The organism is uncultured Kordia sp. (genome assembly GCF_947496985.1).
Lineage (GTDB): Bacteria > Bacteroidota > Bacteroidia > Flavobacteriales > Flavobacteriaceae > Kordia.
Map to the genome: position 1 here is coordinate 569,213 of NZ_CANMEZ010000001.1, position 26,031 is coordinate 595,243.

16 protein-coding genes are annotated in these 26,031 nt (G+C 34.1%); 5 read left to right on the top strand and 11 right to left on the bottom strand.

Going from position 1 to position 26,031, the window contains the following annotated elements; translation table 11 throughout:
* Positions 1–86: 86 nt before the first annotated feature.
* The 5 genes from Q0828_RS02690 to gdhA form a co-directional block, all read right to left on the bottom strand.
* Positions 87–4,982: a GEVED domain-containing protein gene (locus tag Q0828_RS02690; protein ID WP_298417448.1), complete on the bottom strand. Its 4,896-nt coding sequence runs from the start codon at positions 4,980–4,982 to the stop codon at positions 87–89.
* A 170-nt stretch (positions 4,983–5,152) separates the two neighbouring features.
* On the bottom strand, positions 5,153–7,573 hold the full coding sequence (locus Q0828_RS02695; RefSeq protein WP_298417449.1) for a TonB-dependent receptor: 2,421 nt from the start codon (positions 7,571–7,573) through the stop codon (positions 5,153–5,155).
* Positions 7,557–8,276 carry a DNA repair protein RecO gene (recO, locus tag Q0828_RS02700; RefSeq protein WP_298417451.1) on the bottom strand — a complete coding sequence of 240 codons (720 nt, stop codon included), beginning with the start codon at positions 8,274–8,276 and terminating at the stop codon, positions 7,557–7,559. Before recO ends, Q0828_RS02695 begins: the two co-directional genes overlap by 17 nt.
* Before the next feature lie 5 nt (positions 8,277–8,281).
* Complete coding sequence (locus tag Q0828_RS02705; protein ID WP_298417453.1) at positions 8,282–10,588, bottom strand: two-component regulator propeller domain-containing protein; 2,307 nt, start codon at positions 10,586–10,588, stop codon at positions 8,282–8,284.
* Positions 10,589–10,800: 212 nt separating this feature from the next.
* Entirely contained in the window at positions 10,801–12,144 is a 1,344-nt protein-coding gene (gdhA, locus tag Q0828_RS02710) for an NADP-specific glutamate dehydrogenase (RefSeq protein WP_298417455.1), read from the bottom strand.
* A 247-nt stretch (positions 12,145–12,391) separates the two neighbouring features.
* Between gdhA and Q0828_RS02715 the strand changes: the two genes are divergently transcribed.
* Positions 12,392–13,180, top strand: a complete 789-nt coding sequence (locus Q0828_RS02715) for a glutamate dehydrogenase (protein ID WP_298417457.1) — start codon at positions 12,392–12,394, stop codon at positions 13,178–13,180.
* A 443-nt stretch (positions 13,181–13,623) separates the two neighbouring features.
* Here Q0828_RS02715 and Q0828_RS02720 read toward each other — a convergent pair whose 3' ends face one another.
* Positions 13,624–14,763 (bottom strand): cystathionine gamma-synthase, encoded by a 1,140-nt coding sequence (locus Q0828_RS02720; protein WP_298417459.1) that lies wholly within the window; start codon positions 14,761–14,763, stop codon positions 13,624–13,626.
* Positions 14,764–14,907: 144 nt separating this feature from the next.
* Here Q0828_RS02720 and Q0828_RS02725 point away from each other — a divergent pair, with 144 nt between their 5' ends.
* A complete protein-coding gene (locus Q0828_RS02725; RefSeq protein WP_298418206.1) occupies positions 14,908–16,509 on the top strand; it encodes a M1 family metallopeptidase in 1,602 nt (533 codons plus the stop codon).
* Between the two features lie 105 nt (positions 16,510–16,614).
* Here Q0828_RS02725 and Q0828_RS02730 read toward each other — a convergent pair whose 3' ends face one another.
* The 3 genes from Q0828_RS02730 to Q0828_RS02740 form a co-directional block, all read right to left on the bottom strand.
* On the bottom strand, positions 16,615–18,483 hold the full coding sequence (locus Q0828_RS02730; protein WP_298417461.1) for a cystathionine beta-synthase: 1,869 nt from the start codon (positions 18,481–18,483) through the stop codon (positions 16,615–16,617).
* Positions 18,484–18,628: 145 nt separating this feature from the next.
* On the bottom strand, positions 18,629–19,870 hold the full coding sequence (locus Q0828_RS02735) for a sodium:proton antiporter (protein ID WP_298417463.1): 1,242 nt from the start codon (positions 19,868–19,870) through the stop codon (positions 18,629–18,631).
* A 1-nt stretch (position 19,871) separates the two neighbouring features.
* Positions 19,872–20,327, bottom strand: coding sequence for a DinB family protein (locus Q0828_RS02740; protein ID WP_298417465.1), 456 nt, complete (start codon positions 20,325–20,327; stop codon positions 19,872–19,874).
* 104 nt (positions 20,328–20,431) lie between these two features.
* On the opposite strand from Q0828_RS02740, the gene Q0828_RS02745 reads away from it, so the two are divergent.
* From Q0828_RS02745 to Q0828_RS02755, 3 genes are read left to right on the top strand one after another with little or no spacing between them, the layout of a single operon-like run.
* Complete coding sequence (locus tag Q0828_RS02745; protein ID WP_298417467.1) at positions 20,432–20,782, top strand: ArsC/Spx/MgsR family protein; 351 nt, start codon at positions 20,432–20,434, stop codon at positions 20,780–20,782.
* 3 nt (positions 20,783–20,785) lie between these two features.
* On the top strand, positions 20,786–21,679 hold the full coding sequence (locus tag Q0828_RS02750; RefSeq protein ID WP_298418207.1) for a DMT family transporter: 894 nt from the start codon (positions 20,786–20,788) through the stop codon (positions 21,677–21,679).
* A complete protein-coding gene (locus Q0828_RS02755) occupies positions 21,679–22,821 on the top strand; it encodes a peptidogalycan biosysnthesis protein (protein WP_298417468.1) in 1,143 nt (380 codons plus the stop codon). Before Q0828_RS02750 ends, Q0828_RS02755 begins: the two co-directional genes overlap by 1 nt.
* 112 nt (positions 22,822–22,933) lie before the next feature.
* On the opposite strand, the gene Q0828_RS02760 is transcribed toward Q0828_RS02755, so the two are convergent.
* Both Q0828_RS02760 and ilvA read right to left on the bottom strand, forming a co-directional pair.
* The gene (locus tag Q0828_RS02760; protein ID WP_298417470.1) at positions 22,934–24,511 is read right to left on the bottom strand and encodes an NADP-dependent glyceraldehyde-3-phosphate dehydrogenase; all 1,578 of its coding nucleotides are present in this window, start codon (positions 24,509–24,511) and stop codon (positions 22,934–22,936) included.
* Positions 24,512–24,521: 10 nt separating this feature from the next.
* A complete protein-coding gene (gene ilvA / locus Q0828_RS02765) occupies positions 24,522–25,787 on the bottom strand; it encodes a threonine ammonia-lyase IlvA (protein ID WP_298417472.1) in 1,266 nt (421 codons plus the stop codon).
* Positions 25,788–26,031 lie beyond the last annotated feature (244 nt).

A 26,031-nucleotide genomic window follows, 5' to 3' on the forward strand; every position in this document is an offset into this window, starting at 1 on the left:
AATGAATTTCATTGAATTGTAATGTGTTAAACAAAAAAAGACCACTTGGTTTTCAAGTGGTCTTTTTTTATACGTTCGTTTCTGTGTTATTGGATGACTAGTTTTTTACTAATTTTTCCTTTTTCAGAACTGATACTTATAATGTAAATACCGCTTGCTTTGTCATTGATTGGAATTCGAATGGTGTTGTTGCTTATTCCTTCTTTTAATGACATTATTTGTTGCCCAAGAATTGTATGCATATCAATTCCTTTTAACTGAACACCTGTATTATTTGCAATCACAAGTTCTTTTGTTTCGTTGTCTGTATACATAACTATTCCATTTTCAAGAACTTCCTCATCTATACTTAATTGATCTTCTGGTTCAAAAACTAATACATAACGATCGTTTGTTTCTCCTGCCGGAAGCGTTACACTGAAATCACTTTCTCTAAGGTCATGTGTTTGTCCAGTAACTAGGTCTTTTATGAAAATCCCTAAACCATCGTCAATATTTTCTAATTGATCAATATTAATTGTACCAACTCCACCATTTTGAGAAACTAAACCAATAGCAACTTCTCTATCTTCATGGAATTTATATACTGTTTGAATTACATATTTACCTCCTTCTAAAGACCAATACATATCATTCTCAGTAACTCCAATTGATTCTCCTTCTTCACCTCTTGCTACAGCATCAGAAGCTCTTCTATCAGAAGTTAATGATATTTGTCTGTGATATCCTTGTGAATTTGTATACCCAAGGCGAATTCTTTCTCTGTTATCTTTTCTAATACCATATTGCTCATAGATATCATCCAATGTTAATGGTTCATCTTCTGGAGTATTTGTTTCGGTATTATCCGTTGCAACTACATTGTTATTTGCAGGATTTGGAATTTCTCCGATATTAAAACCTGAATCTTCAGTTGTTCCTCTCATAAAGGTTGAGAATTCAAATGTTCCGATGTATTCTGGCAAGAATAATCTTTGTGAGTTATTAAATTCTATTGTTGTCGTTACTCCATTCCCCGCATTGTTATCACCTTGCACGAAGAATCCTTGTCCTACAGGAATATATCGTGTTGGTGTTTTTGTCGCTGAGCCTGCTGCACTAACTGATGGATGTGACATTCCTGGCACTCCACCACCCATAGATGTATATGTTGCATATCCTCCTTGGTATTCTACAAATACGTGTGTTCCTCCACCCCAATGTTCCCAAAAGTATAATGTTCCTTCCATATTTGGGTTATCTGCTAAAAATTCATTCGCATCTAGTGCGCTTGGATATGGATTTCCTACTAAGTATAGGTTTGTATCACCTAGAGGCCCTACTGAAATATCACCGTTATTTGGTTTTCCTCTAAATATGTAGTTTTGTTCATCTCTTTCAGCTGCTATTGGAGATGTTCCTTTCATTGTATAGCCTTCTCCTGCAGATATAGCACCTGTGTTACGAACAAATTGCCAAGCATTGTAATCTTCATCTGCTCCGTTTACAAACTTATAAATCCATCGCGTACTGATTGTTATTGGCGGACCAACAGTTCCATTTTCATCTGCTGTCCATGTAATTGTAGCAGGTGAGGCAGGTGTTGTTCCATCAAGCAATACAGCTCCTAATGTAAAATCTTGATTATTTGCTGAAGTATTTATATTACTTACTGGCGATGACCAATAGTTATATGTAAATCTGCTCGCCGTTCCTTGTTGATCTCTTTCAAGATAACCTGCACTTGAGGTCGCTAAATCACTATTTTCTTGTTGTACAAATTGACTTTCACCATTTAAATCCATGATACCATCTAATTCGGCATACCATGTATTTGTATGTGCTAATCCTGATCCTGCTGTAAAAGCAAATGGAGAAGGGTTTGTAATAACTGGGTTTGTACCAGTTAATGTAAGTGTACTTCCTGAGTCTACAAATAAACCAAGTGTTGTATAACTTGCATTTGCAACTACATTATCAGACACTCTTACAATTGCCCAATTTCTAGAACCAGCCGATGGCGTATCCCAAATAGAACCATTTACCCATGTAGCATCATCTTCCCAGTTTCCGTCTGCTGTGGAGATATATGGCAATGGAGCAGTTTGTGCTTCTAATGAAGCTATATTTTTCATAAAGGCATCATTATTGCCTGTTGACTGATCTTCTACACGATTTCCTTTGATGTCGGACATATTATAGTATGCTATTAATGATGACCAAGGTACATTTGCATTTGTTGTAAAGTCTTCAATATCTTTAGGAATTATAGTTCCTCTAACATTGGAGCCATTTATTTGTACCTCTTGATAAATCATTTGTCGCATCTGATCTTCCGTAAGTGCTACATTAAAGATTTTTACTTCATCTATAGAACCTTGAAAATAATCAGAACTTCCTTCAACTCCCATTCGGAAAGGATTCGTATTTGGCGATATTGGATCAATACTTCCTCCACCAATAGATACTCCATTCAGATAAAATCTTGCAAAACCTGACCCTGTATCTACAATTACTGCAAAATGAACCCAGTCACGTGTGGTTGCACTTGTAGGCGAAGATACAGATACTGTTTGTCCTTCTTGAATTGAAAGTAAATCAGATCCTAAGAAAAATTCAAATTGATCAGTTACTCCTAATATTCTTCTATTTGTAACTGTTGCAACTTGTCCAGGATTTTTCACCCATCCCATTACTGTATAATCTGTTAATCCTTCTGTTGCTGGTGTTTTATCTTCAACATAATCATCTACTCCATCAAAAAATAATGCATTTGAACCTGTTACTTGTTGCGGCTCTGCCAATGTAAAAAACTGACCATTTGCAAGGTTTACACCTGTAAATGTTAACACACCTCCAACATTAGTTCCTGCATAGTTTTCGTAGTTATTAAAAGTTGCATCATCAGCAATATATAGTTCTAAGTCGTCAAGATTAGTAAGTCCGCTAGAGCTCATGTCAAAGTCTAACTTTATAGAACCTACATCGGAAACACTTTCACGTGCTAACCAAACTTTGTTTAACATTCCTAATGTTCTTGCTGGTAATGTTGATGTCTGAATTGTTTCTCCAAGACCATTATTCCCTACAATTAGGTAACTTTGATTAGAAGAAAAACTTCCGCTTTCCACTTCCATTGTTAAAATGTCCGCAGGAGCTATGTTGACACTTCTTGATCTCGTTTGCATTAATGCAGAGTTATCATCACGTGCAACACCAAATACATTGTATCCGTATCCTGCATTTACACTACCATCCCAAATTGTATTTCCACTTGAATCTAAGTAGTCTTCACTTGTACCAGCATATCCAAAAGGAGATGCTGTGTTTGTTGTACTATTCCAATTTTCATCATTAGACCCTAACGTAGTTCCATATTTGATTGCTAAGTACGATTCAATTTTTTGTCTTTCTAATACTGATATTGCCCTATCAAACATTATTATTTCAGCAATATCTCCACTAAATAAATATCCTGAGTCAGTATTATTTGCATTTCTTCGGGCACCAACTAACACATCAACATTTGCTGAACCGTTGTCTGCTCCGTTATCTAAAAACTCTGGATCAGTAACTCCATTTACAAAGGTGTTTAGTCTTAGAAATGGATCTGCATTTGTAGAAACAATTCCCGTTGTAATTTTAGGTTCATTTAGAGCGTATATAGTTCCAAAACGCTCTGCTGTATTTCCAGTATCTCTACCTAAGGTATAGTGCACCACACGATCTGTTTGCCCCAACCATAGTTGATAATTTCTTCTGTTATTGTTAGCTTTCGATATTACCGTTCCTGTACTTCCTCCTCCAGATTCAAACACTGCAATAAGTGTCATTTCTTCTGTTAGCGGATCTATATCTAGTTCTGTTTGATTACCTAAATTCAAAAATTCGCTTCCTGTAAATCTTAGCACAGGATTAAAATTTAATCCATCTGTTACTAATTGCGCATCAGACGTTCCTTCTGAAGCTGCTGTAAATGAGTTTGCAGATTGATCTGCCCAACTATCAACATCGGTTCCTGTAAGCGAAGTTCCTACATCAGCTTTTAACCATAATTCTAGGTCTAAAGACACACTTCCAGGACTTACAAAAGGTAATGCTCCTGTTCCTGTAATATCAAATGTAAAAGATTGTTCAGCTACATCAGGATCATTATTTGCAATAACTACTTCTGCCGAAGCAACTCCAACTGCTGTGGGAGAGAAGGTTATTTGAAAAGTTGTTGATTCTCCTGCGGAAAGTATCAAGTCTGCAGGTTGTGATGCAATGGTAAAAGCTGCATTACTTCCACTAGCAAAACTTATTGCTGGATTTGATAGTGTTAAATCTGTTGCTGACGTACCTGTGTTTTCAATAGTGAATGTTCTAGTAATCATATCAGTACTGATAGTACCACTTCCAAAGTCTGTATCATCGGCTACTGAGGTAGTTGTTGAACCATCTGTGATTTCTAGACCGTTACCACTTACAAAAATATCTGGCGGCGTTACTGGTATTACAATGTTTACCGTATAATCTTCTACTTCTCCGAAGTTAAATGTTCCACAAGCAGTAGTTATCAGATCACCTGGATTATTAAAATATTGCATTCGAACACGCATGCGTGTATTTCCTGCTAACGCTGTTAGTGGAACTGTAAAGTTTCCTGTTACAGTAGTTACTTGACTAGCTCCATCTAAAAAAATCTGTTCTGTAGCATTATCAAAAACATTGTCTTGATTGTAATCAATCCAAACTGCAACTCCTTCATCATAAACAGTTCCTGTCCAAAATTTTGTTACTGAGACAGAACTTGATACTCCAGCTGTCAAATTAAAAGGACCCAACCCAGTTAAATCAGTATATCCTACACCGGGTGAAGTTGTATCTAAATTTAATGATGTTGCGTTGAGTTGAACTTCACTTATATATTCGTCACCAACATTATTTCCTGAAGAGGTACACTGTGCTTTGACAAAAGCGAAGGATAGCATTAATGCTATTATTAAGTAAGTTTTTTTCATGTGTAAAAGTAATTAAGGCGCAATAAATTTACTTTTTTTAGCTTAAATTAACTAATGTTAACCTAAATAGAATAAGTTAATTTAGATAAAAACATATAAATAGTCGATAAATGTAGTGCTAAATTTCACAAGGCATCATATTTAACAATCTTTTTCTTTCTGTTTTTTTGTTAGAAGGAACAATTTAATCCTAAAATCAAGTTACGTCCTGGCGCTGTAATTCCCGAAGAATAAGACCTGTAGCGCTGATCTGTAATATTTTCTAAAGATGCTGTAAAATTAATTTTTTTGGTAATTTCGATACTAGATCTTGCACTTAAAGTAAGCCAAGAAGGTGCATATGGGTTTCCACTTTCATCTACTGCATATAAGTATGCTTTGCTACGTTCTGAAGGGGCTAAATTTTCAAATGTTATTGATCCATTGTAATTGGTAAATACATCAAGTTTTAATTTTTCATTTTTGTATATTAAGTGAAAGTTTCCAAATATTGGCGAAACATGTCGTAATGGAACTTTTGTACCGTCTGCTTGTTCTTCTTCACCTCTTGGAATAGTTAAATCGGCAGTTAATTTGATATTTTTAGTCATTTTTGCTTTAACACCAAATTCAAACCCATATGTAAATACTTTTGAAGCATTTTGAATGGCTTGCACATTGCTTAATTCTCCATTGTAAACAATCTCTGTTTCTCCGTTTAAGTTGTAGTCTTTACGAATTAAAGCATCGTCTAATAAAGTATAAAAAGCTGTAAAACTAAAATCGAATTTATCCCCAACACGCTTTTGAATTCCTATTTCAGCATTGTATGCATATTCGGGCATTAAATCTGGGTTTGGCACTACTACAGAACCAGGCTCAGAGTCGAATACTTTTCCGATATCATCAATGTTTGGCGCTCTAAATGCTGTTCCTAAGTTTGCGGTTATTTGCCAATTATTTGGAACCCAACTAAAGCCTATACTTCCTGTAAAAGCGCCTGTATTTGTTGTTGCTTCCGTGAATGGAAACGGGAAGAATGTTGTATCAAAATCAGTATCTATAAGTATGTGATTGTACCTCAACCCTGATTGAATAGTAAATTCTGGATGAAGTTTGTATTCTGCACTCATGTATGCTGCCATGGATTGCCATGTAGCACCATCAGGATAACGTGAAGGTGCATCTGTAATTTCGCCAGTTTCTATGTTTCTATCATGTCCGTCAGAATGCACTTTATTGTACACATATTCTAAACCATAGAATACTTTTATTTTTGGGTTGAATCGTTTTTCAAAATCTAGATTTGAAGAAATTGCATCTACTTTTTCTTCTGTTGTATTTAGAATTACATCCTGAAATAAACGATTGTTTCTACTTTCTTGAAAATGTTGATAAGCATTGGCAAACTTAACATTGTCATAGAATGTATTATTTCCTTTTTTCTGCGTTTGCAAATTCCCCATAAACCATTTTTGCGGCCCATAGAACCAATCACCATAACGCAACGTACCGTTCCTGTACTGAATAAGCCTGTCGTATCGTGGATAGTTTGATGTTTCTGAATAATGTAATCCTAGATCAAATTCCCAAATATCATCTGGCACTAATTTTATTTTCTGAGAAAGATTTAATTGACTATACCCTGTAAATCGCTGAATTAAAGGATTTTCATTTGGAATCACGGTATCTTCTCCATTCACTTGTGTAACTAATTCAGGTCTTAGGTAGCGATCATTTCCATTTCGCCCCATGCGCAAATCATCAAAATCAGAATAACTGATACTTGTATGAAATCCCCACTTTTTTATTCCTATGTTAAAATCGGCATGACCTGTTTTTTCTTCATTAGCAGACGCATAGCGCACACCAGCATTTCCAGAAAAGATTGTTTTTTCATTCCACGATAATTGTGGTGATTTTGTATAGAAATTCATCACACCACCAATAGCATCACTTCCATAGATTACAGAGCCTGGGCCAAGAATCACTTCCGTATTACTTACATTAAAAGGATCAATTGCTATTACATTTTGAATGTTTCCACCTCTAAATATAGCATTGTTCATTCGTACACCATCAACAGAAAGTAATAATCGATTTGTAGAAAATCCCCTAATCATTGGACTTCCACCACCAAGTTGGCTTTTTTGAACATATATTTTACCACTTTTTTCAAGCAAGTCTGCTGCCGTTTGCGGAGCTGTGTATGCAATATCTTGATTCGTTATACTGACAATTTTTTTAGGCACTTCCTCTTTGTCTTGTTCCCATTTAGACACAGAAAGGACAATTTTTGACAGTTCTTCTGTTTTTTTATCGAGATATACTATGTTTTTGTTTTGAATGATTGTCGCTTTGGTTAGCGTAACTGGAAGGTAGGAGATATGCTGAAACGTAATTTTTTCATCGGTTCCAAAAGAGGATATATCTATTTTTCCTCTAGCGTTCGTAATTCCGCCTTTAGATTTACCTGCATTGTATACTTCAACACTAGAAATATTTCTATCGTTGGTAATATCTTTTACTTGAATTTCTTGACCAAAAAGAGCTGTTGAAAAAATAAAAGAAATTAGAAACGCAATACCTTTTATTTTATTTAAATACTTCATGTAACACTTCCATTGATTTTGGTTGCCTAAACCCTTGCAAATGTAATTTAAAATATTGAATGAATATCGCAAGAATTTCATTTCTTCTGAAAGAAGACAACATTATGGTATGCTGTGTATCAAATTTTGTGCCCAACAGCTGTTTAAAGGATGTTAAAGTTTCCCCTGTAACGCATTCATTTAAAGTGATATCATCAAAAAACTGCCCTTCTTGCAAATCAAAATAATTTTTATGCATGTTTTCTGTTTCAGGGTAAAACCCAAAGTATTTTGTTAATCGTACCAAAAATAACAAGTGAAAGTTTGCAATTTCATCATGAATATCTAGCCATTGTAGCGCATTTTCTATAAATCTGAATAACGCATCATTTTTTTCTTCTTCTTGAATGGAATAATTGAGTACTTCTGACAAGAATAGTACAATAGCGCTTTTGAAAATATTGGTATGTATAGATGTGTACGGATATACTGATTTTACATCTTTTATGTATTCTAAACTTCCTTTGTTTTTATGATTGGCAACTATTTCTAATTGCATTAATGGTTGAAAGTACGCTATTTTGAGTTTCCCTTTTTTTGATTTGAGAATTCCGCGAAGCAAGTAACTTTTTATTCCGTCTGACTCGGTAAAACATTTTACAATTACACCTGCATCACCATATTTTATGGTTGAAATTACAATTGCTTTTGTAGTGACTAACATAACATTTAACGAACAACCATTACTTTGGTTACTTTGGTTTCAGAACCATCTTCATTAGCTATTAGAATTAAATATACTCCGGAAGCAACTTTGTGTCGTCCAAAAGCTGTTAAGTCCCACAGTAATGTTCCGCCTTCAGAAGTAGCTTCGTACACCAAGTTTCCTTCAATATCTGTAATTTTAACAATTGCATTATTGGTAAGCCCCGTAATTGACAAGTTTCCACTAAATCCTGGACGAACAGGGTTTGGAAATGCATATACATTTTCTAGGCTTTCTTTTGGTCCTGTAGCCGTTCCTTGAAATGAAACGATTCCTTTAGTAGTTCCCATGTATATACGCCCTGATTCTGAATCAATTTCTATATCAGTAATTGTATTACTTGGTAATGGTGAATTGTCTTTTGTAAAATGCGCTAAGGTTTCGGTTGCATCTGGTGACATGAAAAACACACCTGATGAGGACGTTGCAATCCATTTATTGTTAGATCCATCAACCTCAATATCTGTTACTTGTTGTTGAAATAGTAATTCTTTTGGCACACCATCTTCTTCAACAATGATAATTTCGTTTGTTTGTGGATTGTTATCATTGAAAATATTATCTGCACCAAAATATACACGAATTCCATTGCTCGTTCCAATCCAGAGATTCCCTGTTTTGTCTAACGCTAGTGCTCTAACATCTGTAGATGGTAAGTTTCCTTCTTCTTCTTCTATCATTGATATAAAACGCGATCCTTGACTACGCGTTTCATCAAAAGCCAATACTCCGTGTGATTGCGTTGCAATATATTTAATTCCACCATCTGTAATTTCAAGCTTAGAGAGTGCGTTTTCTCCATTTAAAAAATCTCCAATAATCTCTGACACTGGAAAAGATTCCCATTGACCTCCACTTCTTAATACTTTGACTCCATTATCAACTTTAGATGTTAACACCCATAAATCACCATTGTTGTCGTATTTAGTTTCACCAATTCGAATATCTATATATGTTGGAATACCAATATCTAAGGATTCTAAATCACTATTGGTTGTATTCAATATGTTTACTGGCTCGTTATCTTCTATTTGCAGTATTCCTGAAAAGAATGAACTTACAAATACCTGGCTTGTGTTAGAAGGATTTACAGTAACATGCACCAAACTTTTTGCATCAAATTCTTCAGTATATGGTATATTTACCCAAGACATCTCTTGCAAATGACTAACTCCTCTATTATCTAACGGATAAGGATTGTAACCTACATTGTAATCTCCATATACAACCCATAATTCATTTGGTATTGCCTTTAGCGCAAATGTATTATTTAGCAAAGGTCCGTCAGGCAATATTTGAGTTGCCGTCGTAGGCGTTGGAAAAGCAGCTTCTAACATTCCTTCTGCTTTCGTACCTAAATATATAACATTATTCAGAATCATCGCTGCATTAAATTCTATGTCTGGATATTCTTCTAAAGCATCTATTTCTAAGATTTCCACAAGTTGATCATCATACACATGAACCTTATCTTCATTCACGACAACCATATACGATCCGTTTACTCTTAAATCTTCAAGAGGTCTTGGATATTGCGCTACTTGCGTTTGTAATGAAAAACTATTTCCATTGTATTTATAAAGTCTTCTGTTAGTATTTACTGCATATAAATCGTCACCAAAAGCAATAACTCCTGCCCAGTTGAAGTTTATCACAGATTCCCACTGATCAAAATCGATTAAGTTATCGTTATTGATCATTGCTCTAAAAATACCTGAATCTGTAGCTGCATAAATGTACTCGCCAAAAATGGTAATTTGTCTTACTTCTATTTGGCTACCATTTGCCCCAATAAAGTACGTATCACCAAATTCCAATGCATTTATATCATATAATGAAATTCCAAAGTTTGTTGAAATATATAGGATTCCGTTGTACTCTAGGATATGGTTTAGTCTTTTTCTATTTGGCGGAATTGTAGGCTTGTTTACGATATCCACTACTTTTTGCACTTGTTTTGTGTCTTCAAAATATATTTCTATAAGACCGTTTTCGTATCCAAGTATATATTTCTGAGCGGCTTCACTAAAATATGCTGTCGTAATACTTTCTCCTGAAAGACCATTTATTGTAGATACTTTATTTATTTCATTTGATTGTAAGTCATAAGTGAAAAATGCATTTTCAGAAGCTCCATATATTTTTTCAGAACTAAATGATAGGTCAATTACATTGTTATATGAATAATGTCCTTGCCAAGAATTTTCAAAAGATTGTCCATTAACTGATATACAACAGAGCAGTAATAGCAAATACAAACTTCTTTTCATTATTGTTTATTTTATTGATTCCGGTTAATGAAATAACAAATGTATAGATACCAAATGTTGTAATTTCACCAATATGTTTCGTGTATTTTAGAATATTTCATCAAATATATTTAATAATAACGTAAATGAATTGTTTATCATATATTATTGTAATAAAAAAAGCTCCCTATAAATAGGAAGCTTTCTTTTTATTTAGTTTTAACGGTAATAATTTACACAACTCCTTGTGCGATCATAGCATCAGCTACTTTTACAAAACCTGCAATATTTGCACCTTTTACGTAGTCAATGTATCCGTTTTCATCTGTACCGTACTCTTCACAAGCTTGATGAATATCAATCATAATTTGCTTCAACTTAGCGTCAACTTCTTCACGCGTCCAATTGTAACGTAATGAGTTTTGTGTCATTTCTAAACCAGACGTTGCAACTCCACCAGCATTTGATGCTTTTCCTGGCGCAAATAATATTTTTGCTTCGTGGAATGCTTCAATAGCTTCTGGTGTAGAAGGCATATTTGCTCCTTCACTTACACATACACATCCGTTAGCTATCAATGTTTTTGCTTCGTCTCCGTTTAATTCATTTTGTGTAGCACATGGCAATGCAATATCACAGGCAACTCCCCAAGGTCTTTCCCCTTTGTGGAATGTTGCAGAAGGATATTGATTTACATATTCATGAATTCTACCTCTTTTTACATTCTTTAATTCCATGACGAATGCTAACTTATCAGCATCTATTCCGTCAGCATCATGAATGTATCCAGAAGAATCAGACATTGTTACTACTTTTCCACCTAATTCTGTTGCTTTTTCTGCTGCGTATTGCGCAACATTTCCAGATCCAGAGATTACCACAGTTTTTCCTTCAAAAGAAGTTCCTTGTGTTCCTAACATACTTTGAGCAAAGTATACATTTCCGTATCCTGTTGCTTCTGGGCGAATTAATGATCCTCCCCAAGTAATTCCTTTTCCTGTCAATACTCCTGTGAATTCATTTCTCAGTTTCTTGTACATTCCGAACATGTATCCGATTTCACGTCCACCAACACCTATATCTCCTGCAGGAACATCTGTGTTTGGCCCAATATGTCTAAATAACTCCGACATAAAAGCTTGACAGAAACGCATAATTTCTAAATCAGATTTTCCTTTTGGATTGAAATCCGATCCACCTTTTCCACCACCCATTGGTAATGTTGTAAGACTATTTTTAAATACTTGCTCAAAGGCTAAGAATTTAAGAATACTTAAGTTTACACTTGGATGAAAACGCAACCCTCCTTTGTATGGTCCAATTGCAGAATTCATTTCAATTCTGTATCCTCGGTTTACTTGAGTTTCACCTTTATCGTCTACCCAAGGAACTCTGAACATTACTACACGCTCAGGCTCTACCATTCTTTCGAGTATTTTTGTTCCGTTATATTTTTCTTTTCCTTCAATATAAGGGATTACAGCTTCGGCAACTTCCTGAACTGCTTGTAGAAATTCAGCTTCGTGACCATTTGTCTGCTTTACCAAGTCTAAAAAGTCTTTTATTTTTGCTTCCATAAACGAAGTTTGATTAACAAATTTTTATTAATATCATTATTTGACCGTACAAATATACATTTAATTAAAAAAAAATACCTTTTTTTTTACAATTTGATAATACGAATACGTTTTCGCTTTATATGGCGTTATTTTAATATAAATACTACAACTTAACTTAATAAAGAATACTTAATACAGTTTTTATTTTTTTGTTTTAACGGTTTTTATATATTTGCTGAGTAGCCTCAAAAAATCTTGGTTAGACATGTTTAAAAAAATCTATCCTATTTTCCTTCTTCTGTTGTTAACTTTTGTTGGCACAGCTAATGCCCAATTCGGATTTTCTCATGAATTAGGGTTTGTCATAGGACCTAATGCGTTTCAGTCAGATTACGGTGAACGTAGTGATTTTGAGACGAATATAGGAAATGTTGGACTCGAATTCGGAATTGTACATTACCTCAACTTTTCATATCGCGCAGAGTGTAATTGCTTTACTAGGTACACTTATTTCAATGATCATTTTAAAGTTAGAAACGAATTAACATATACAACTGTTAATTTAGAACACTTTGGAAGATATGTAGGTGATGATAAAGTTTCTTTAGTTGCTGATCAATTACGTGCCATGACTGGAAGTACACGTGTATTAAATTTAGGAACACAGCTAGAATTTTTCCCTAGAAGTATTCGTGAGTTTGAAAGTGGCGGTTATTTATTAGCTCCTTATGCAGCTTTAGGTGTTCAGTATAATTACTTTACACCAAGTGTAGAATCTGATTTAGGACGACTTACAGATCCTGGCGTACTTCCTGTAAAATATCAAAATGCTTATCAAAATGAATCTGCATCAACTTGGTCAATTGTAGCAAGTGTTGGAACACGCTATAAGTTTACAGAAACATCCGATTTATTACTCGATTTACGTTGGAGGTATTATTTTTCAAACTGGGTTGACGGATTAAATCCTGATGAAAATTTATATCCTGAAAATAAAGCAAATGATTGGGGATTCATTATTAATGTAGGATACATTTACTATTTGAATTTCTAAACATACATATTTTACAAAAAAAAGCCATTCTGTTGAGAATGGCTTTTTTTATGCCCATTTTACACCTGTGCAGCGCATGTTTTACACAGCAGCAAAAAATCTAAGCACCTGTGCAAAGTAATTTGTACTCCTGTGCTCAGATTTTGAGCTAAGGAGCAAAGTATTTTTACCTCAGTTCGTCATTCTAAACTGTTTTTTCTTTGAATTTTGAACTCGTTATCTCTGAATTTGTCGAAGCAGGCGCGCTTTTAAAAATCTAACTATCAGTAGTTTAAGCGATAGCAGTTTTTACTTAGAAATAAGCTTCTTCATATGCATTTTCACCTTTTTCCTTGATAAAAATCAAGTTTAGCTTAGCAAAGAAGAAAACTTAGAATATTAAATATAAAAGAAAGGATTAACAATTTTTCAGTGGTGAATTTCTCAATACTCACAACTCAATACTAACCTATAGCTTGCGCTAAATCCGAAATTAAATCATCGATATCTTCAATACCAACACTTAATCTAATTAACGAATCTACAACACCTACTTTTTCTCGTTCTTCTTTAGGAATGCTTGCATGTGTCATACTTGCCGGATGACCCGCTAAAGATTCAACACCACCTAAAGATTCTGCTAATGTGAAAACTTTTAGACTTTCTACAATTTTAATGGCTTGTTCGTAATTACTTCCTTTAGTTACAAAAGAAATCATGCCTCCAAAATCGTCCATTTGTTTTTTTGCAATGTCGTGATTTGGATGATTAGAAAACCCTGGCCAATACACTTTTTCTACTTTCGGATGCTGCTCCAAATATTCAGCAATTGCTTTTCCATTTTCGCAATGGCGTTGCATACGCACATGCAATGTTTTAATTCCTCTTAATGCCAAGAAACTATCCATTGGTCCACAAATAGCGCCACTCGCATTTTGAATAAAGTAGAGTTTGTCTGCAATTTCTTTGTCTTTTACAACCAAAGCACCCATTACTAAATCACTATGTCCTCCAATATATTTTGTTGCTGAATGCATTACAATATCGGCACCTAAATCCAAGGGTCTTTGCAAATAAGGCGTTGCAAAAGTATTATCAACTGCCAGCATAACATTATGTTTTTTAGCAACTGCAGCAGTTGCTTCGATATCAATAATATTCATCATTGGGTTCGTTGGTGTTTCTACCCAAAGCAATCTTGTATTTTTGTTTATATACGATTCAATATTTGCAGCATTCTCCATACCGATGAAATGAAATTTTATTCCATAATTTTCAAATATCTTCGTAAATAATCGATAGGTCCCTCCATATAAATCATTTGTAGAAATTACTTCATCTCCAGTTTTTAATAGTTTTAGTATTGCATCAATTGCCGCCAAACCCGATCCGAAAGCCAATCCATAATTTCCATTTTCAATACTTGCCAATCCATTTTCTAAAGCAGTACGCGTAGGATTGTGGGTTCGTGAATATTCATATCCTTTATGTCCACCTGGCGTACTTTGCGCATAGGTAGATGTTTGGTAAATTGGTGGCATAACTGCTCCATAAGCTTTGTCTGGCTGTTGTCCACCATGTATTGTTTTTGTATTAAATTTCATGTGTTCTGTTCTTTATATATGACACAAATTTTTAGTTTCATTTGTTAGTTTTCCAATTATAGATGTACCTTTATGAATACTTAATTTTTAGTCGAAATGATGCATAAAAATAACAATTCTCTCCTATATCTTGTCGGTTTGCTTATGTTAGTTTGCACGCAAGTGGTTGCACAAAATTTCACCAAACAAGATACATTGCGCGGTTCTATTACGACAGAACGTGCTTGGTGGGATTTGACACATTATCATTTAGATATTGAAGTAAAACCAACTCAACAAACAATTTCTGGAAGTAATACGATTCAGTATAAAGTAGTTTCTTCTAATAAAAAGACACTTCAAATTGATTTACAATCGCCTTTACAAATTACGAAAGCAGTTCAGAATGGTACCGAATTAGAAGTTACTCATGATGGAAATGCGCACTTTATTCATCTCGCGGAAGCGCAACAATTAGGAAAAGTATATAGTGTAATAGTTTTTTATGAAGGAAAACCTAAAGTTGCTAAAAACCCACCTTGGGATGGCGGAATTACATGGAAAAAAGACAATAACGGATTGCCTTTTATAGCTTCTTCTTGCCAAGGATTGGGCGCAAGTGTTTGGTGGCCATGCAAAGATCATATGTACGATGAAGTAGATAGCATGAAGATTAGTGTAACCGTTCCGAAAAACTTGATGAACGTTTCTAATGGGCGTTTAATTAAGACTGAAAAACGTGATGAAAACACAAAAACTTATCATTGGAATGTACAAAACCCAATTAATAATTATGGTATAAATATTAATATTGGAGATTATGTTCACTTTGGTGAAAAGTACACAGGTGAAAAAGGTGTTTTAGATATGGATTATTATGTATTGCGTGATAATTTAGCGAAAGCAAAAGAACAATTTAAAGATGCTAAACGCACTATGGAAGCCCTTGAACACTGGTTTGGTCCGTATCCGTTTTATGAAGACAGTTACAAGTTGATTGAAGCACCATATTTAGGCATGGAACATCAGAGTTCGGTAACGTATGGAAATGGTTATAAAAATGGTTATCAAGGCAAAGATTTAAGCAAAACGGGTTGGGGAATGAAGTTTGATTTTATTATTGTACACGAATCAGGACACGAATGGTTTGCCAATAATATTACCAATATTGACATTGCTGATATGTGGATTCATGAGAGTTTTACTGCCTATTCAGAGAATTTGTTTTTGAACTATTTTTATGGAAAAAAAGCAAGCGCTGCGTATGTAATTGGCACGCGAAAAAAAATTCAAAACGATAAACCTATTATTGGAATTTATAATGTAAATCATAGCGGCTCTGACGATATGTATTATAAAGGAGCAAATATGTTGCATACGATTCGCCAAATTATTGATAATGATGAAAAATGGCGTCAAATTTTACGCGGATTGAACAGCGACTTTTATCATCAAACAGTGACAACCGAGCAGATTGAAAATTATATTAGTGAGAAATCTGGAATTGATTTATCTTCTGTATTTGATCAATATTTACGAATAACGGACATTCCTGTTTTTTCTTATGCTATTGAAGGGAATGTTTTAAAATACCGTTGGCGAAACTGTGTAGATCATTTCAATATGCCCGTAAAAGTGGTTTTAAACAAACAAGAAATTTGGTTAACACCGACAACTTCTTGGAATACTAAAATGCAAATGAATGCTATAAAATCTTTTGAAGTAAATGAAAACTTTTATGTAAAAACTGAAGATAATTCTAAGTGATTTAAATTGAAAATTCAGAGTCAAGCTCAGCTAATACTACATAACTGAGCTCTCCTTATTTTTTAACACAAACGCCGAAACAAACTAACTAAACAATTCAGTTAGTTACATGCTTTGAACGAAGTCTGTAAATACTTCTTTATGATGATCTAAGTCCATGTTTGCAGAAAGCGCTACACGTGCAATATAATCTTTGTCACCTTCTTTGGTTGTTCCTTGTGTTGACGTTGCTGGGATTGTCCAATAACAACCTTTAAGCTGCCCGTAACTTACACAGTATTTACTTTCATCAGGAATTTCGGTAATCATTAATTTGATTAATTTATGATTTAAAGCTCTTTTGTAAGCTTCTCTTTCTTCATCCGTATTTCCTTTTGTCGGAAGATCTAATGAAAATACAGAAGGCGTAAATCCTTGATTTGCCAATTCTTCAGAAACAAAATTTATTTTTGCCTTTGGTAATACCTTTTGAATAAAGTTTACGAATTCACGTGTATTCGTGTACGCATCGGCAATTCTTTGATTCATTGAAGGTAATTGCTTTGCTAATATTTCATATTGTAACGTAGTCGCTTCATTGTCGCACAATTGCAAGTGTGTTTCAATCTTTGTCATTAAACTAGCAGCTTTTTCATTTCCAACACAATAACCCGCCGTACACAAACCTCCACTTGGAAATTTTGATCCACTTGCATATGAAATAGCCCTAACTGTTGAAAGTATTTCGCCTACCGCTAAGAAAAGTACATTAGGACAAAAAGTCTGATCTAAGATAAAAACAGGATCAATAGCTACGTTACCATTTTTAGTTGCGCGTTCTTTTTCTAAAGCCTCTTTTAGTTTGACTAAATCCGGAACTTCGACTCTTGGATTTGTTGGAATTTCAGCAATGATGTATGGAACAGCATCTTCAGCGGCAACTTTATCCAGTACTGTATTGATACTTTTTACCATATCATTATCACCATCTACAGGCAAATCTACTACTTCAACATTGTCAATACATGCTGCAACACGTCTTGCCTGATCATTCGTTCCACCGTAACAATTTGGAGGTACAATAAATTTAATATCTTTTCCTTTATGATTTTCTAATGCATCGTGCACAAGTCCCATCATAATGGCATATTGAATAGACAATCCGCTAGAACCTACTTGCGGATTTATATTGGTGCCTGTAATTTCTTTTATTGACGCTAACACTGATGATTTATTTTCACTCAACTTAGCAACAGTATTCGCTTCCGCATTGTTTTGCACTTTTTGAATAGAAGAATCTGCTATGAGTGCTTTTAAAGCAATTAAACAATTAGCAGGTGTCATTGCAATGGTTTCTCTTCTACGAACATGTTGAATTTCTGAAATATAACGCTCATTTTCTTCGCCATTGACTAGCAAAATACTACCAAGCGAATTATAGGATTTAATGTAGAAATCAATATTTGAATTAAGATCAAAACTAGCTATCGTTTCTTCTTCTGAATAGAAAATAGTACTTCCATCAAAAGCAGGAATTTTTGATTTATTTTCAATTTGTTTTACTTCAAACTGGTAACCATAAATGTTTTTCAATAGCTCAGTATTGAAAGCATTTGGCAATGCATCTGTGTAAACAATTTGCGTCTTTTTATTATCTAATAAGTTTCTTCTCAGAATTGCCAGAATAGGCGTTGTATTTGACGAAAAACTAATGACGTTTTGAGCATTGACATTATGCAAATTAGCAATTCCCCATTCTAACACACATGATAATGGATGTCCTAAACGAATGTAATCATAAGCTGTTGGTAACTCATTAAGTGTTGTAGCTTCAGCATTATTGTTTTTATATAAATTTTCAAACTGTTCTAAAAACTCAACTTTAGCTAATTTTTCAGTATAAATATCTAGACGATGCGTTGTTAATTTTAACCAATTTTCTGGCATATTCTTTACTACATCATTGATATAATTGAGCACTTTAGTGTCTTGCATAATTTCCTTCATTAGATAAGTTGGCAAGTTACATTAATTAGACTTTTTTTAAAAGCGTTACGGGACGTTTTGTCGAAGTAATCTTTGTATTCTTACATTAATAATATAGCTTTAAAATAGAATATTCAGCATTACCATTTTACAACTATTTCTTTTGCAACTTCTTAACCAAGGTTCCAACAGTTAACCCTTGAATTAGGATAGAAAATATTACTACAACATACGTTATCACTAAAAATAAGTCGCGGTGCATTTCCGCTGTTAATCCTAAAGCAAGCGCTATAGAGATTCCACCACGCAATCCACCCCAAGTCATAATAAGATTTGTTTTTGGGACAAAATCGAGTCGTTTTTCAAAGAATTTTATTGGGAATAATAAAGATATATATCTACAAGCTAACACTATTGGAATGGCAACTAATCCGGCAACCACATATTTTACTTCAAAGACAATTACTAACATTTCCATTCCTATCAATACAAATAAAATTGTGTTTAATAGGATATCTATTAACTCCCAAAATTTATCTACATAGGTTTCTGTTACTCTTGACATCGCCGTTCCACGAACTGTGTCATTTCCAACAATCAATCCGGCAGTAACCATTGCTAACGGAGCAGATACGTGTAATTTATGTGCAATTGCAGTTCCTGCCATTACAGCGGCTAATGTAATGATAACTTCAATATCATAATCGTCAATCGATTTTAATAATCTATAGGTAATCCAACCTAAAAAACCTCCTAATGCAATTCCTCCAATCACTTCCAAACCAAACAATTTGGCAACATCTGCAACGCTTACGTTTCCAGCTCCTGAGGACGCAATTTGAAATATAGTTAGAAAAATAACCACACCAACACCATCATTAAACAAAGATTCGCCCACAATTTTGACTTCTAGTTTTTTAGGAACACCTGCCTTTTTTAAGATTCCCAACACCGCAATTGGATCCGTTGGAGATATTAATGCACCAAAGAGTAAACAATAGATAAAGTTAACTTCTAAACCTGTCAACATTAATACATAATACATGACAATTCCTACCAAAAATGTTGAAGCCAATACGCCTAAAGTTGCAAATACTAATACTGGCCAACGCTGTACTTTTAGTTGTTCAAAGTTGGTATGTAACGCACCTGCAAAGAGTAAAAAACTCAGCATAATATCGAGTAATACACTTTTAAAATCTATTTGTGTGATGATATATTTTTCCGCATTTAGTAGCGTTGCATCAAAATAACTTAACCCAAATACCGCAAGCGTAAATACAATGGTTATTAACATTAAACCAATTGTATTCGGAAGTTTTAAGAAACGAACATTGATGTATCCAAAAATTGCAGCTAGCGAAACAAGGATTGTAATGATTAAAAAATAGTCCATATTATAATGCTTTTTTAAGTGCTAAAATGTATCCAAAATGAATACCTTCATGAACATTGTTAAATTCAATAGCTTCCTCTACACTATTTAAAACAATTCCTGTGCTAATCGTATATTCATTGAATGTTTTGAAAATTTTGGCTTCCAAATCTTTTTCTAACTGAAGTAGTAAGCTGTCCATCAAGGTTGTGATTTCATTTACTTCTGCTTGCGTCACATTGCCTTCAGGCTTTGTTTTATTTTTATATTTCAAAATCATTTCTTCTGAAACATACGTTGGCAAACCTGACAATCTGTACACTAATAATTGTTGTGTCACCAAAATATGAGCAATATTCCAAATGATATTGTTTGAGAATCCTTCTGGTATTTTATTTAAGTCATCTAGTGATAATTCTGTTAAAAATCGTTTTATAACTGCTCTGTTCTTTTGTGTAATCGTTCGTGTAAAATTCATTTGGTATAATTTTCTTAAAAGTAGTATTTTTTTAGTCGAAATGAATTTTCTTTGCATAAGTTTTACAACACATTTGTATCATCTTTTTTTAAAATTTCAAACCTGTGAAGAAAATATATCATTTAAAGACCTGTAATACGTGTCAGCGAATCCTTAAAGAAATTCAACCAACTTCCGATTTTGTGCTTCAAGGAATTAAAGAAGAGGAAATTACCGTAAAACAATTGGAAGAAATGCATGCCCTTTCAGGTAGCTACGAAGCTTTGTTTAGCAAACGTGCACAGTTGTATAAAAAAATGGATTTAAAGAATCAAAATTTGACTGAGGAAGATTACAAACAGTATATTTTAGAACATTATACTTTTTTAAAGCGTCCAGTAATTATTGTAGATGATCAAATTTTCATTGGAAATTCTGCAAAAACTGTCGCAGCTGCCAAAGAAGCCATTTCATAAATGATGTCAAAAAAAAACTTTGCTTTTGTTGCAGCCTTTATGGTTCAAGTGTTTTATGGCGTTACATTTACATTTGCTGCTGATGTACTAAAAGGCGGTTATATAAAACCGTTCGGATTTATTTTGCTGCGCGTAGTTGGTGCTGCTGTTTTATTTTGGATTTTTAGCATTTTTGCTCCTAAAGAAAAGATTGACAGAAAAGATTATATCACCTTCTTTTTAGCGTCTATTTTCGGAATTGCACTTAACATGCTTACCTTTTTTAAAGGACTCAAATACACAACACCTATTCATGCTTCGGTAATTATGGTAGTTGTACCAATTATTGTACTTATACTATCTGCAATTTTTCTAAAAGAAAAGATTATCCCTAAAAAGATAATCGGAATTATTTTAGGACTTTCAGGCGCTGTTGTATTAAGTGTTTATGGTAAGTCTGCAGTAGGTTCAGATAATATTTTGCTTGGAAATTTCTTGGTATTCATCAATGCGGTTTCTTATAGTATTTACATCATTATTATTAAAAAGTTAAGCGTAAAGTATCATCCATTTACGTTTATTAAATGGTTGTTTTTATTTGGAAGCATCTTAGTATTACCATTCGGTTTTTCAGAATTAAAAGCAGTTGATTGGACCACATTTTCACCATATATTATTTTCGAAACTTTATTTGTAATTATTGGTGCTACCTTTGCGACATATTTACTAAACCCATTAGCACTGAAACAGTTAAAAGCATCTACTGTAAGTACATTTTTGTACATTCAACCTGTAATTGCAGGGATTTTTGCTATAATTATGGGTAGTGATTCCCTAAATTTCATTAAAATTGTAGCGGCTTCGTTGATTTTTGCTGGAGTCTATCTCGTTTCAATGAACAAAGCCAAGGCTAGCTAATGAGTAATACAAACGCACTTTTTTTTAATGCCGTAAATGATATTCCGCAAGAATATTGGCAACAATTACAATGCACAGAAAACACATATTATACACCTGAATTTTTGCATGCATACGAAATTGCAAACGATGATATTGTGTGTAGATATATTGTTATTGTGAATAAAAAGCAAGAAGCCACAGCGTTTGCCATTACACAATTAGTAACGATTCCAATAGAAACTATTACACAAAACATTAAGATCTCTGATACGTTTAAAAAACGACTTAACGGATTGTTTTGTAATAGTACTGCACGTATTTTATTTTGTGGAAATATCTTTTTGAGTGGTGAGTATGGAACTTTTATAAAAGATGGAGAAGATATCAATATAATGTTTCATGCACTTGCAAAAGCATTGAAAAAGTTGATGAAAAACACCAAAAGGTTACAAGCTGTCTTTGTAAAAGACTTTAAAAAATCGTCCTTAACACTTACAGATCAATTACAAGATTATAAATATGCCCCCATGAAAGTGGAACCAAATATGATCATTACATTACAACCTGAATGGAAATCTTTTGATGATTATAAAAATGCTTTAAAATCTAAATATAGAGTCAAAGCGAATAAGGCAGATAAAAAAAGTAAAAATCTTATCGTAAAGCAGTTTACTGCACAAGAAATAGAAAATCACAAAAGTGAACTGCAAGCATTGTATGAAAACACGATTGCCAACGCCAATTTCAATGCGCAAGTATTAAATTTAAATACTTATACACACTTAAAAGCAAGCTATGGTGATCAATTTATTGTAAAAGGATATTTCTTAGAAGATAAACTCATTGGTTTCTTGTCTGCCATGGTAAATCAGGAAAACTTGGATGCACATTTTATCGGATTGGATTATTCTATGAATAAAGAATATGCTATTTATCCACGTATTTTAAATGACTATGTACGTTTAGGAATTCAGCACCAGGCAACACGTATCAATTTGGGAAGAACTGCTTCTGAAATTAAAAGTACACTTGGCGCGAAACCACAAGATTTGACCTGCTACATTCGTCATAAAAAACCACTTTTAAACGCTGCCATGCGACCTTTCATCAAAAACATTAAGATCAAATCTTTTAAAGAGCATAAGCCTTTTAAAGAGTAATTTAGACTTGCTTGGGTATTCTTAAAACAACATGAAAAAAAGCACTAAACTTTATATATAAAGTTTAGTGCTTGATGTGAGATGCTGAATCAAGTTCAGCATGACGCTCTGCTTACAGAATATAATCAGTACTTACAAAATTGGAAGCTCTGGTTTGTAACAATTCGGTTAAAATTGCATTGTTATACTCGTTGTCTTTTGAAGCCACAAAGGTTCTGATTGAAAACGAACGCAACGCATCATGTACACTTAATGTAGCCACCGCAGAATCTTTTCTTCCCGTAAACGGATATACATCTGGTCCACGCTGACACGAACTGTTTAAGTTTACACGACATACCAAGTTAACCAAGGTATCAATCAACGGCGCTAAGGTGTTTACATCTTTTCCAAACAAACTTACTTGCTGACCGTAGTTGGAAGCTGCCATATCATCCAAAGGTTCTTCAATATCTGAAAAAGGAATTATTGGAATTACAGGTCCAAATTGTTCTTCTTCATATACACGCATCGCTTTCGTTACCGGATATAATACTGCTGGAAAAATATAATTTTCAGTTGTTTTCCCTCCTTTTTTATTAATGATTTTTGCACCTTTTTCGGTAGCATCATCTATCAATTCTTGAATGTATGCAGGTTTATCAGGTTCTGGCAATGGTGTTAATTTTGCGCCAGCTTCCCAAGGATTTCCAAATTGTAACGCATCAACTTTTTCAGAAAAACGCTTGTTAAACTCATCCACAATAGCTTCATGCACATATAATACTTTCAAAGCCGTACAACGTTGCCCATTGAACGAAGTGGTTCCCGCAATACATTCGCTGATTGCTAAATCTAAATCTGCATCTTTGAGTACAATTGCTGGATTTTTAGCTTCTAAGCCTAATACCATTCGCAAACGGTTACTTTTTGGATGTACACTTTGCAAAGCATTGGCAGATTTACTGTTTCCTATTAAAGCCAAGACATCTACACGACCATCTTTCATAATTGGCGATGCAACGGTTCTTCCACGTCCGTAGATAATATTTACAACACCTTTTGGAAAGCTATTTTGAAACGCTTCCAATAAAGGAGAGAGTAATAAAACACCAAACTTTGCAGGTTTGAAAATGGTTGTATTTCCCATAATAATGGCAGGAATCAACAAGGCAAAAGTTTCGTTTAACGGATAGTTATACGGTCCAAGACATAATACAACACCTAATGGTCCACGACGAATGTGCGCGTTGACGCCACCGTGTTTTTCAAACTTGGCACTATCACGATCCATTTGTGTATAATCTTCAATGGTATCGTAAATGTATTCAACCGTTCTGTCAAATTCTTTTTCAGAATCGGCTAAGTTTTTACCTATTTCCCACATTAAAAGCTTTACAATTTCATCGCGTTTGGTTTTCATTTGTTCTACAAATTTTTCCATACACGCAATTCTGTCTACAACTTTCATTGTTGGCCACAAACCTTGTCCTTTGCTATAGGCATTAACGGCTGCGTCTAGTGCTTCTAGCGCTTCCGTTTCTCCTAACGTAGGAATGGTTCCGAGTAATGTGGGTTGATAGGTTTCAGTAGAAGAAATGGTAGAATACACTTCAGATGTTGTACCTGTCCATTCTTTTAATTTACCATCTACTAAATATGTATTTTGAGTTATTGTTTCTTTTATTTGATACTGTTCGGGAATGTTCATAAGGTTTTTTTTAAACTAAGAATTGAAATAAATCGGGTTTATCATTTAAGTAGTCGCCGTAAAAGTTTCTTAATTTCATTTTCGTGATTAATGCTTCTAAATCATCCGCATTTTTTAATTGCAATCCTACAACTGCTGCGCCGTTCTCACGATTGGTTTTTTTGGTATATTCAAAATGTGTAATGTCGTCTGTTGGACCTAATATTTCTGCAACAAATTCGCGCAAAGCTCCTGCGCGCTGTGGAAATTTGATAATGAAGTAATGTTTTAAGTTTGCATATAATAATGCACGTTCTTTGATTTCGGCGGTTCGTGTAATATCATTATTACTTCCACTTACAACACAGACAACATTTTTATCTTTTATTTCAGTTGCATATTGCGATAATGCGCCTATACTTAAAGCTCCTGCAGGTTCAACAACAATTGCTTGTCGGTTGTATAAATCTAAAATTGTTTGACAAACTTCGCCTTCATCAACCGTAATCATTTGGTGTAAATTTTCTTTACAGATGGCAAAGTTTAAATCGCCAACACGCTTTACAGCAGCTCCATCTACAAAATTTTCAATACTTTTTAGCCTGGTATTTCTATCTTTTTGAATTGATGTTGACATCGATGGCGCACCTTTGGGTTCTACACCAATAATTTTTGTTTTTGGAGATAACATTTTGAATACTGAAGACAATCCGGCAGATAATCCGCCACCGCCAACAGGCACAAACACATAATCAATTGGAGTTTCAAGCTGATTTAGTATTTCTAAACCAATAGTAGCTTGTCCTTCAATGACTTTTTTATCGTTAAACGGATGAATAAATGTTTTGTTTAATCGTTCCGATGCTGAGATTGCGGCATCATATGCATCATCAAATGTATCGCCAATTAATACAACCTCAACATAGTCTTCTCCAAACATTTTGACTTGTTCAATCTTTTGATTTGGTGTTGGTGTTGGCATGAATATCGTTCCTTTTATTTGTAATAATTTACACGATATGGCAACACCTTGTGCATGATTTCCAGCACTTGCACACACAATTTCATTTTCAACTTGACTTGAAGTCAACGATGCTATTTTGTTGTATGCACCACGAATTTTATACGATCGAACTTGTTGTAAATCTTCTCGCTTTAAGTAGACATTACAATTCCATTGTTTTGAATAATAGTCGTTATAACTCAAAGGCGTTACCGAAGCAATGCCTTTGAGTGTTTTTGCAGCTGTTTTAATGGCTGCTAACGTTGGAGCGTATGTTTTTGTGGTTGTTTGCAAAGTGTTTTTTTATAATTATTTTTAACTATTATTGGTTCTTTTAATTTCATTTTTTCTTGATAAAAAACGAACCAAAAAATCAAGTCTGTGTATAGGAAATTGCTACACACCATTCTCTAGCCAAGCTACATGCTTGAAGCTGCGATTCGCAATTCCGCTTGCTAGTTCATTATTTCTGAACACAGACAGTACATACTCAAAACCAATAGAACTTAGCTTTAAAGTATTATCCTTCTTTGTCACA